Here is a 9,836-nt window from a genome sequence, read left to right as displayed (position 1 = left end):
TTAGCATCTCACAACCCGACTCCCTGCCTTCAGCCGCTCCGCGTCTTCCGCCACCCACCTCAGCGGGCCTGTTTCCCTCCCCCGCACCCCTCCATGCAAAAGGCACCCGGAAGGGGACATCGATGGATAGAACCGAATCCACAGTTCGCAATATGCTCACAGCCATTGAGGCGCCGCTCTACGATGTCGGCGTCCTGAATGATCGAGGGATGCTTCCTGGACTCGACAGGATATCGGCCGCGGCGGTCCTCGAAAGGCTTTCTCTACTCAAGTACCGCAATGCCCAGGGCTCGCACATCTACATTCGTCCATCGGGTGAGCATCGCTTCACCACGCTCGACGATCTCCACGAGACCTCGCTCGCCAGGCTCTCGGCCGACGGCTTCAATCCGTGTGCTGTTGTCGAGACCAGCGCCGGCAACTTCCAGGCGTGGCTCAAGCACGCAAGAGTATTTCCGAAGCTCCTCGGAACCTTCGCCGCGCAGACATTGGCGGGGCGATACGATGCCGACCCCAGCGCAGCGGACTGGAGGAGGTTTGGACGGCTTTCCGGTTTTACCAATTCCAAACCCGAATACAGAAGGCCGGACGGCCTCTTCCCTTTCGTGCGTCTTCACAGCCACACCGGACAGCAGTACCCGATGGCGCAGGCCTTCGAGCAGGAGATAACGAAGCTATACGAAGTACGGGAGCAGGAACGCGAGGCGAGGCGGTTGCAAAGTTCTCTTTCTCCCCAAAGGGGACCGAGGTTATCGAATCTATCCCTGGAGCGATTCCGAACTTCGATCAAGTATCAGGACCGACCCGCCGCCGCAGACATCGCCTTCTGTGTCGCCGCTTTTGCCAATGGCATGACCGAGGACCGGATTGAGCGTGCCCTTGAAGACGACTATCTCTCCCGCGATCCCAGCAGTTCCAAGCGAGCTGCCTACATCCGGAGGACTATGGAGAAGGCGAGGAGATGGGCCGAGCGGTAAGCTTCGGTGCTGCCATTCCCTTGTCGTTCTTCCCCATTGCTTTGATTGACACTTCAAGTTTCTGACCTTGCTTTTGCTACTCGCGCCATGAGAAGGACATTGAACAGTGCGGCTCCCTTCCGGTTTGCCTTTCTATCTGCGTTCAGCGTGCCGCGCTCAAAACACCCCCGCCCTTCGGACACACGCTCTCCTTCCCAGAATCCGCTGCGCGCCTCTCAAGAAGTGCGGACTCCTGCCCCATAGCAAGTCTGGGTCCCCTTCCGCAGATTCTGTCCAGTCGCCGAGGGAGTGGGTGGCGACGGCACACCCGTTGGGCAAGCATGTACCGCATCCAGCGGACAAACCAAAAGAAACGGAGCCAAACAACATGTTCAACAAAATCATCCTCATCGGTCGCCTCGGACAGAACGCAGAAGCCAAAACCGCTCAGAACAACCGAGAGTACGTCGTCCTCAACATCGCAACCCAGGAAAGCTGGAAGAACGACAAGGGCGATTACGAGAACCGCACCGAATGGCACCGCGTCTATGCCTGGAGGAATCTCTCGAAGTTCGCCAAGACTCTCCAGAAGGGGCAGCTCGTCACCCTTGAAGGCATTCTGCGTTATCGAGAGGTCGAGGATGAAGTCGAGGGCACTACCTTCAAGCACCGCATCTCCGAAGTCCATGCCACCAGCATGAAGCGGCTCTCGAAGATCGAAGCCGCTGATGATCCCTCGGACGGAGCCGGCGACGAGTGATCGTCGCCAGAGTAGACGGACCGCCTAGGTCCGTCTACTCCTTTCTCAGGTCTTCTGCCACTGTCATCTGGCAGCTTCTCTGTCAGTAGCTAACCTTTCTGCCATGTGGCTGTAAATTTTTGACACTGTGGCAGAGGCGGCCTATCATGGTTGTATGAATCAGACCGTTGCCAAAGCATCCAGCGCGCAATCGGTCGAGCCAACCACCCGGCGTGTTGTCCGTTTCCGCAGGCGTGGAGCAAGCCTCGGACTCGGCACCAGCAACATCTCCGATCTCATGCAGCAGATCGAGCGCGGGTTTTCCTTCGCGGCCCTTCTAAGCCTCGAAGCAAACAGCGGCGTATCGCTCACCTTGTTGGCGTCGGTGATTGGCATTCCCGAGCGGACCTTGGCTCGGCGAAAGGCCGCCGGGAAGCTCGAACCCGAGGAATCCGAACGCTTGCTGCGTGTATCCAACCTCTTCGAGAAGTGTGTGGAGCTGTTCGAGGGCGATGTGGCAGCAGCCGTCAATTGGCTGACTTCTCCCAAAAAAGCGTTGAATCATCAGCCTCCTCTTCTTTATGCGCGAACGGAGTTAGGGGCTAGAGAAGTGGAAGACCTGATCGGACGAGTGGAACACGGGGTCTTCTCTTGAGTTTTTCTGCCTGGCGGATCACCAAGCAGAAGCACGCAAAGTCCGCGTTCACTGGAGAAGGTGCCCGTCTCTACGGCGGGCGATGGAATAGTCCCGGCACTGCCATGATCTACACCGCGCAGTCGCAGTCCCTGGCTGTGCTTGAGGTGCTGGTTCACCTGGACTCGCCTGAACTTCTGAAGAAGTATCTTCTGTTCGAAGTTGCGGTCGACGAAGCCTACGTCGCCGAACTTGCCCCATCGAAGCTGCCGAGGAATTGGAAGGCGGATCCCGCGCCGTCCAAGGTGCAGACAATTGGAGACGATTGGGCTGCCGGCGGCACCTCGGCTGTGCTGCGCGTGCCGAGTACCCTGGTTCCCGGAGAGTTCAATTTTCTGATCAACCCGCGGCATCCGGACTTTCGTAAGTTGAAAATCGGCAGGGCGCTACCATTTCTGTTCGACCCGCGTTTTGCGCACCGGTAATGATCCAGTGGCCACTCCAGGCATCCCAGCGCCTATTCGCTGAAAATTCTCCGGCACGTTTGTATTCTGTAGCATGCGGTGCGAACCAGTGCCCATCCACTCGAATTTACTCCAGCGTTGTTCCCCGAGAAATCGGAGTAGCAGAAGGTCCAAGCGAAGTTGTGGTCACTACACAAAACGTGTAGAGGCTTTCCAAACGTGGAGCCTGATGGCTACCGGAAGATGGTGTTGCAGATTACCTAACTGCTCAGTCCGAGACGATGCTCAGACAAAGACCTGGTCGACTATAGAATAGCAACTGGCTAGCATGCCTACGTTCCGCTCCGGAGCGAATATCAGTGCTTCGGGTCTGAATAAAAGACGTCGTCGCCCTCTGCTTCTCGAATTGCTCCCGAGGGCGGAATGATCGGCACGTTAGCAAAGCCGGTCAGTTCCCATTCACCGTTATGCTTAACTAGCACATGTAGTGATCGGTCGCCTAAGGAAGGCGCTTTCACTCCGGATGGACCAGCGTTCGTAATCACATGAACGACGACGAGGGCCACGTCAGGGGTCACGAAGCGAATTCGTTCAGCTGTAGTTTTACGTTTGTTCTGACCGAAGGGACCAGCGAACAGACGACTCATCACCCGTTCATCAGCCTCAGGATCACGAATCCAACCTCCAAATGCATTAATTCTGTCCATCTCCCTTGCCCTTTTACCGAAAAGGCCAACTGCATCGTGCCGATTCCAAGCGGCGTCAAAGTTCTCAACATACTTGCGTATTGCCGATTCGTCAGCAGCAGTCTGCGCCCAGGCTGATTCTGACCTGGGCAGGCCCGCTAGTAGGCCTGCGGCCAGACCTCCCGTTATGGTTGCTCTTCTACTGAGTTGCAAAGTTCACCTCCGTAAATCGTCGCGTGCGATATCGAACTTCCTTCCTGACGTGGTTGGAGAGTAGACCAAACCTAAGAATCAGAAAATGCATTGGCCCTCATTTACCAGTTCTTTGGATCTCATGAGAGAAGTTGTTGAAAAAAAGACATTAGTGGGTTTCAGTGGACATGAGGCTACCAACATCCGCTCCGTTGTCGGCGGAGAAGATCCCATGGACGCGATAGGTCTCGTCATCGCGCGATCGGGTCTCCCCCACCAATCGTTCGGGTCGCGGAATTTTTGTCGTGATCTATCCATGTGATCATAGAGACTCCTATCCTCTGCAGGCCCAAGTACGAGCGCCAAACATACCCCGTTCCCTGCCGTGACCACAAGATGAAAGAGTTTGCGACGTTATGGGAGCGCGCAGTCTCTACTTTGGGATATGGCAACGATTCAGGATCATGCGACGCTCGGCATGATCGCGAATCGTTGCCATACCCAAGACTGGCAACCGGGAAGCCAGACGCATGCTCATCGAAGCGGCCTGGAGCTACCAGTATCCGGCGCGTATTGCTAAGGAGAAGGCAGAGATCCTCGTCCGGCTGCCTAAGAAGATCCGCGATATCGCATGGAAGGCACAAACCAGGCTGTGTACTCGCTATCGCTCGATGATCTCTAAGGCAAGAAGCCAACGGTTGTCGTCACGGCGATCGCGAGAGAGCTTGCCGGCTTTATTTGGGCCATTGGTCAGGAAATTAGAACCAGCATGGCAACTTAGGGTGCCTCAACCGGTCCAATGGCCACTATCAAACTGTCGGAGAGTGTCCGGAAAAAGATATTGAACTTGACGAATACACTCTCGTATTCGCTATGAAATAGAGCTTGTCATAAGTGAAGCCTTGGGTGAAGGCATTGACGAAAGAGCGCAAGGTATCGAGGTTGAAACAGCATCATGATGAGGGCGAAGAAACCGGTGGTACCTCCAAAAGCGATCAGTAGCTTAGGAAGGTCAGTCCATCTTCTGTCGGTATTCCCCAGGTAAACCATGACACACCCCAGGATGAGCAGCAGATTCCCAATCCAACCAGGTACGGAAATCAAAAGATCGGGACGTGCAACATGTCCAGACTGGAACAGAAGACGAGCTTGCTCTATGCCATTTTTCAGAAACGTGTTGGCAAACAGAGTTGTGTAATTCCAAAACGCTGCGGCGCTAAAGCCAATAAGCAAACCCCACTTATTCTTGATCAACATTAGGCTCACCGCCGCGATATACATCCATGCCTGAAAGAAATGTAGCCAACGGATGTCGTTCTCCCAGTATGCAGAGATGAATAAGACGCAGATGAAGATCGTCGCGCCTGAAATAGAAACCAAGACACCTAACTGATGCTCTCGACGTTGCATATCTCCGGCTACGTACAGTGCATCAGGAAAGTTCCGAACACGCGATCACAAAGGAGGTACTCGTACTGTCTTGTAGGCAGTGTTGTGCCTTATTGAGTGGGGAGCCGGGCAACCGGTCATGGTGATCCTCGAGAGCCCCTTGGGGCCGGAGTTCCTTCCGACGCCCGCGCTAAGTCCGAGGCAAGCCTGCGACGACACACGTTCGTGCGGTAACCAACCCGCGTATGGAAGTTTGAGCGACTGTCGCTGAACGTTGCCCGGCTCCCGACCCAATAGGAACTCGACCGAAGGCGCCTGCTGTGATGCAGGGGGAACTCCCCTGCGCCTAACCATTGACAAAAGACATGGAAGGGATGAGACTCCGTCCCCTGGCGCGCGACAAGAGGCACCCCAACGGGGACACGACGCCGGCAGTGAAACCCGATCTCGTGCTCTTCCCCGCCGCCGCAACCGCAGGACGCCACCGCTAGGGGCGGGCTTCCGGCCTCGACGTTTACGCCGTCGATTCACGCCAGACGCTACTGCAACCGCAACAGCCAAAGCCGCTAAGGAGCTTCGCTCCCCGCGCGTGCAAGGGGTTTCCCGCAGTCTTCCGCGCTGCGCTTGTGCAGACCTTCGCTGCGCTTGCCCTTGCGTCTCCGCCTTCAGCTCCGCCGACAAGGGTGGGTGATTCCCCTCCCCTTGCGCTTGCTACCCACACCCGGATGGCCGGGGGCCAAGGCGTGTCTGTGAGAACAGCCACAGCCAAACCATTCAAAAGCCAAGGAGCACTGAACATGAGCAACGACAAAGCACAGGAACTCACCGCAAGGATCAACGAATCCATCACCGCACTATGCGCCGAGACCGACGCCGCGAAGCAGTCAGAAACTTATCTCGCATGGCTTTCAACCGTGAGCCGCTTTTATAAATATTCGTTTGGCAATTGCCTTCTCATCTGGACGCAAGCGCCAGAGGCAACCCGCGTTGCCGGGTTCAACACTTGGAAATCATTAGGCCGATGTGTGAAGAAGGGCGAGACCGGCATCCGCATCCTTGCTCCCATCGTTCGTAAGGTGGACGAGGAGAAAGACGGCACCACGGAGAAGGTATCCCGGCCCTTTGGTTTCCGTTCGGTGTCGGTCTTCGCTCAGGAACAGACGGACGGCCAACCACTCCCCGAACTGAACACCAACGCCACAGAAGGAGGCGAAACTCTTCTCCCGCTGTTGGAGAAGGCAGCGGCCCAGCTCAACATCACGATCGTTTACCAGGCTATCGCCGGTAACGCAGAAGGCTATAGCAAGGGCGGATTGATCGAGATCGAGGAGACGTTAGACACCCCTGCACGTTGCGGAGTAATCGCCCATGAGATCGGCCACGAATTGATGCACCGAACCAACCGCGAAGGAACCACACGCCAGCAGAGAGAGCTTGAGGCCGAGTCCGTATCCTATGCCGTCCTCGCTCACTTCGGTATCCACTCCGAAAGCCGCTTCTATCTTGCAACTTATGACGTAACCGCCGAGATGCTGACTGCTTCCCTTCAGACGATAGGCAACGCCGCGAAGAAGATTATCAGCCTGATTGAGAACTCAGGCGAACACATCGAGGATGGCGAGGGCGAACAGTCCCCCGCCCCGCTTGCCATCCTCGCCTAGACGCGATCCCTGCCCGCGAGCAAACGCGGCGACCCTTCCCACTAATGGAAAGGGTCGCCCAAACCCCTTTTGCCGGGGCCGTTCCCTCCCCGGCACCCCTCCCACGGTGAAATACATTTGAAGGGTGACGTCGATGGACAAGACCGAATCCACAGTTCGCAACATCCTCACAGCAGTAGAAGCGCCGCTCTACGATATCGGCGTCCTGAGCGATCAGGGTGTGCTTCCCGGTCTCGACAGCATCCCCGCCGCGGGGGTGCTCGACCGGCTTTCGGTACTCAAGTATCGCAACGCTCGCGGCTCCCATATCTATGTCCGTCCTTCAGGTGAGCATCGTTTCACCGTGCTAGACGATCTCAACGAGACGACGCTCGCGCGGCTCTCGGCGGATGGTTCAATCCTTGCGCCATCGTTGAGACAAGCGCCGGCAACTTCCAAGCCTGGCTGAAGCACCCCGATGTGTTTCCAAAGCTCATCGGAACTTTCGCCGCACAGACGCTTGCCGGTTTTCTACGATGCCGATCCAAGCGCGGCGGACTGGAGGCGGTTCGGGCGGCTCCCCGGGTTCACAAATTGCAAACCCAAGTACCGCAAGCCCGATGGTCTATTCCCTTTCGTTCGGCTCAAGAGTAATAGCGGCGAGCAGTATCCGATGGCCGAGGCCTTCGCGCAGGAAGTCACGAAGCTCTATGAAGAGCGAGAACAGCAGCGAGAGGAACGACGCATACAGGCGTCTCTTTCTCCCCAACGGGGACCGAGGTTATCGAATCTGTCTCTCGAACGCTTCCGTACCTCCATCAAGTACCAGGACCGACCCGCCGCCGCAGACATAGCCTTCTGTGTCGCCGCTTATGCCAATGGCATGATCGAGGACTGTATCGAACGCGCCCTTGAAGACGACTATCTATCCCGCGATCCGAGCACTCCAAAGCGAGCTGCCTACATCCGGAGAACTATGGAGAAGGCGAGGAGATGGCCGAGCGATAGCATCATTGCTTCGATTCGCCTTGTCATTCTTTCTCCCAGCTTGTGAGTGACACTTCTAGATTCTTGAGCTGGCTTTTGCAATTCGCGCCATGAGAGAGGACGTTGAACAGGGCGGCTCCATTCTGGTTTGCCTTTCTATCTGCGTTCAGCGTGCCGCGCTCAAAGCACCCCCGCCCTTCGGACGCACGCTCTCCTTCCCAGAATCCGCTGCGCGCCTCTGCAAGGTGCGGACTCCTGCCCCAAAGCAAGTTTGGGTCCCCTTCCGCAGATTCTGTCCAGTCGCCGAGGGAGTGGGTCGCGACGGCACACCCGTTGGGCAAGCATGTACCGCAGACAGCGGACAAACCAAAAGAAACGGAGCCAACATGTTCAACAAAGTCACCCTCATCGGCCGCCTCGGGCAAAACGCAGAAGCCAAAACCGCTCAGAACAACAACGAGTTCGTCGTCCTCAACATCGCAACCCAGGAGAGCTGGAAGAACGACAAAGGCGATTACGAGAACCGCACCGAATGGCATCGCGTCTATGCCTGGAGGAATCTCTCGAAGTTCGCCAAAACTCTCCAGAAAGGGCAACTCGTCACCCTGGAAGGCACTTTGCGGTATCGCGACTACCAGGAAGAAGTTCACGGGCTGACCGTCAAGCACTGGGTCGCTGAGATCCATGCCGTCAGCATGAAGCGGCTCTCGAAAGTCGAGGCCGCCGATGATCCCTCGGACGGAGCCGACGACGAGTAATAGTCGCCGGCTCGGGTGGATGAGACCGGTACGGTCTCATCCACCCGTTCTTTTAGGAAAGTAATGTGGAACTGCGTTTGTCTCGACAAAAGTGGTCACCTGATAGCAGCAGGCGATAAGCCACAGCAACAGACGAGACGATACTTCGCCACTATTGCTGTTTTATATTTTTGCTTTATCATCGCCCAAGGCGATTGAATATGGCGCAAACAGAGCACTTCGATCTCAAACCTGATGGCGGAATTCCACAAGGCTATACCTCTTCGGATGAGTATCAGGCCGGGTACGAAGCACGCTTGCGGGAGAAGCCGAGTACCACACGGCTACTCTGTGGTGGCGTACAGGGTGGGCTGATGCGGATCGAGAGCTTAGATCAGGTGCGGCGAAGCCGCATATAGAGCAAGGCGAAGCTCCCGGAATGAGATGGAGTAACTTCGGCACCGGCCAGCAGGCTCGAATTTGTCAGCTTCCCTTTGATGAGAATCAGGCCGAAGCCTGGAAACGAAACTGGGTGCAGACAGACATAGCTATCAGCCTCGCTCATAGAGCGAAACATTCCTTGGATTCTGTTAGCCGGTAGAGTCTGGCGGGCTTCGGAGGCCCGATACTTTAGCAGCTTTTCTGCCCCACTGGATCGTAGACTTTCATCTGCAGGCGGGTAAATGCATTTACCACTATTTGGGCTTAGTCGGAACGGTCCATGTCGTAATCGATGAGGTGGGGCCAGTGATTACGCTAATTCTGAAGCATCCCCTACGTACCGATCAAAGCTACAGATAGTAAGAGATCATCAAATGCCCGGCATAGTGTACGGTCCCCCGCTTGCCCGGAGGACCGTGTCCAGCTGGTAACAAAATTACTTCACAGGAGCGATGGCGTCCTTAGCTGCCTTGGCGACGCGAAACTTCACCGCCGTTTTCGCCTTGATCTTGATCGACTCCCCCGTCTGAGGATTGCGGCCGATTCGTGCCGCACGCTGAGCCTTGACCAGTTTTCCAAGTCCGGGAATGGTGAACTCGCCATTCTTCTTGGTTTCCTGAAGCGCTGTCGCGGCCAGAAGATCAAAGATGGCCGCAGACTGCTTCGTCGTCCACTCCAATTTTTCTGCGACAAACCGGACAAGCTCTGCCTTTGTCATCTTCTTTGCCGCCGTTGTCTTTTTCGCAGGAACCGCAACGGTCTTCGTAGCCACTGGTGTAGCAGTCTTCTTTACTGGAGCCTTCTTCGTTGCCATGTAACCCTCATTTCAATGTTCGGTGATTAGGAGCGTTTCGTCGTTTACTTCTTTGTAGAGATTCTCTTCGCCGGAATAGAAGGGACTTCTTTCGGAGGTGATAGGTGAGCCAAGACTGACGCACCGAGTTCACGCGTCTCTTCGGTAGTAAGCATGC

The 9,836-nt window shown here is 56.0% G+C and carries 11 protein-coding genes and 2 pseudogenes; 9 read left to right on the top strand and 4 right to left on the bottom strand.

The window, feature by feature from the left end:
- The 4 genes from Q363_RS28095 to Q363_RS28080 all read left to right on the top strand — a co-directional run.
- On the top strand, positions 1-977 hold a 977-nt coding region (locus Q363_RS28095), incomplete at its 5' end, for a RepB family DNA primase (RefSeq protein WP_245632526.1).
- A gap of 367 nt (positions 978-1,344) precedes the next feature.
- Positions 1,345-1,716 (top strand): single-stranded DNA-binding protein, encoded by a 372-nt coding sequence (locus tag Q363_RS28090; RefSeq protein WP_035357259.1) that lies wholly within the window; start codon positions 1,345-1,347, stop codon positions 1,714-1,716.
- 154 nt (positions 1,717-1,870) lie between these two features.
- Positions 1,871-2,350 carry a type II RES/Xre toxin-antitoxin system antitoxin gene (parS, locus tag Q363_RS28085; protein ID WP_051979445.1) on the top strand — a complete coding sequence of 160 codons (480 nt, stop codon included), beginning with the start codon at positions 1,871-1,873 and terminating at the stop codon, positions 2,348-2,350.
- The gene (locus Q363_RS28080) at positions 2,347-2,814 is read left to right on the top strand and encodes an RES family NAD+ phosphorylase (protein WP_035357256.1); all 468 of its coding nucleotides are present in this window, start codon (positions 2,347-2,349) and stop codon (positions 2,812-2,814) included. The genes parS and Q363_RS28080 overlap by 4 nt, the downstream gene beginning before the upstream one ends.
- 335 nt (positions 2,815-3,149) lie before the next feature.
- Here the strand turns inward: Q363_RS28080 and Q363_RS43275 are convergent, their stop codons facing one another.
- A complete protein-coding gene (locus tag Q363_RS43275; protein ID WP_035357255.1) occupies positions 3,150-3,692 on the bottom strand; it encodes a YybH family protein in 543 nt (180 codons plus the stop codon).
- A 476-nt stretch (positions 3,693-4,168) separates the two neighbouring features.
- Here Q363_RS43275 and Q363_RS44905 point away from each other — a divergent pair.
- Positions 4,169-4,452 (top strand): annotated as a pseudogene (locus tag Q363_RS44905) (IS110 family transposase); the annotation flags it as partial.
- Positions 4,453-4,559: 107 nt separating this feature from the next.
- Here Q363_RS44905 and Q363_RS28070 read toward each other — a convergent pair.
- Complete coding sequence (locus Q363_RS28070) at positions 4,560-5,081, bottom strand: hypothetical protein (RefSeq protein WP_035357253.1); 522 nt, start codon at positions 5,079-5,081, stop codon at positions 4,560-4,562.
- Positions 5,082-5,857: 776 nt separating this feature from the next.
- Here Q363_RS28070 and Q363_RS28065 point away from each other — a divergent pair.
- The 4 genes and pseudogenes from Q363_RS28065 to Q363_RS28055 all read left to right on the top strand — a co-directional run bounded on the left by Q363_RS28065 (position 5,858) and on the right by Q363_RS28055 (position 8,445).
- The gene (locus tag Q363_RS28065) at positions 5,858-6,721 is read left to right on the top strand and encodes an ArdC-like ssDNA-binding domain-containing protein (protein ID WP_051979444.1); all 864 of its coding nucleotides are present in this window, start codon (positions 5,858-5,860) and stop codon (positions 6,719-6,721) included.
- Positions 6,722-6,854: 133 nt separating this feature from the next.
- Positions 6,855-7,165, top strand: a pseudogene (locus tag Q363_RS47010) (DNA-primase RepB domain-containing protein); the annotation flags it as partial.
- 55 nt (positions 7,166-7,220) lie between these two features.
- A complete protein-coding gene (locus Q363_RS47005; protein ID WP_425387795.1) occupies positions 7,221-7,754 on the top strand; it encodes a DNA-primase RepB domain-containing protein in 534 nt (177 codons plus the stop codon).
- Between the two features lie 319 nt (positions 7,755-8,073).
- Positions 8,074-8,445, top strand: coding sequence for a single-stranded DNA-binding protein (locus tag Q363_RS28055; RefSeq protein ID WP_035357251.1), 372 nt, complete (start codon positions 8,074-8,076; stop codon positions 8,443-8,445).
- A gap of 373 nt (positions 8,446-8,818) precedes the next feature.
- Here Q363_RS28055 and Q363_RS41410 read toward each other — a convergent pair whose 3' ends face one another.
- Both Q363_RS41410 and Q363_RS28050 read right to left on the bottom strand, forming a co-directional pair.
- Positions 8,819-8,989 (bottom strand): hypothetical protein, encoded by a 171-nt coding sequence (locus tag Q363_RS41410; protein ID WP_157467729.1) that lies wholly within the window; start codon positions 8,987-8,989, stop codon positions 8,819-8,821.
- 312 nt (positions 8,990-9,301) lie between these two features.
- Entirely contained in the window at positions 9,302-9,679 is a 378-nt protein-coding gene (locus Q363_RS28050; protein WP_084080854.1) for an HU family DNA-binding protein, read from the bottom strand.
- Between the last annotated feature and the right edge of the window lie 157 nt (positions 9,680-9,836).

Origin of the sequence: Edaphobacter aggregans DSM 19364 (assembly GCF_000745965.1) — a bacterium.
Lineage (GTDB): Bacteria > Acidobacteriota > Terriglobia > Terriglobales > Acidobacteriaceae > Edaphobacter > Edaphobacter aggregans.
The sequence above is the reverse complement of the archived record's forward strand: the minus strand, read 5'-3'. Positions and strand labels throughout refer to the sequence as shown.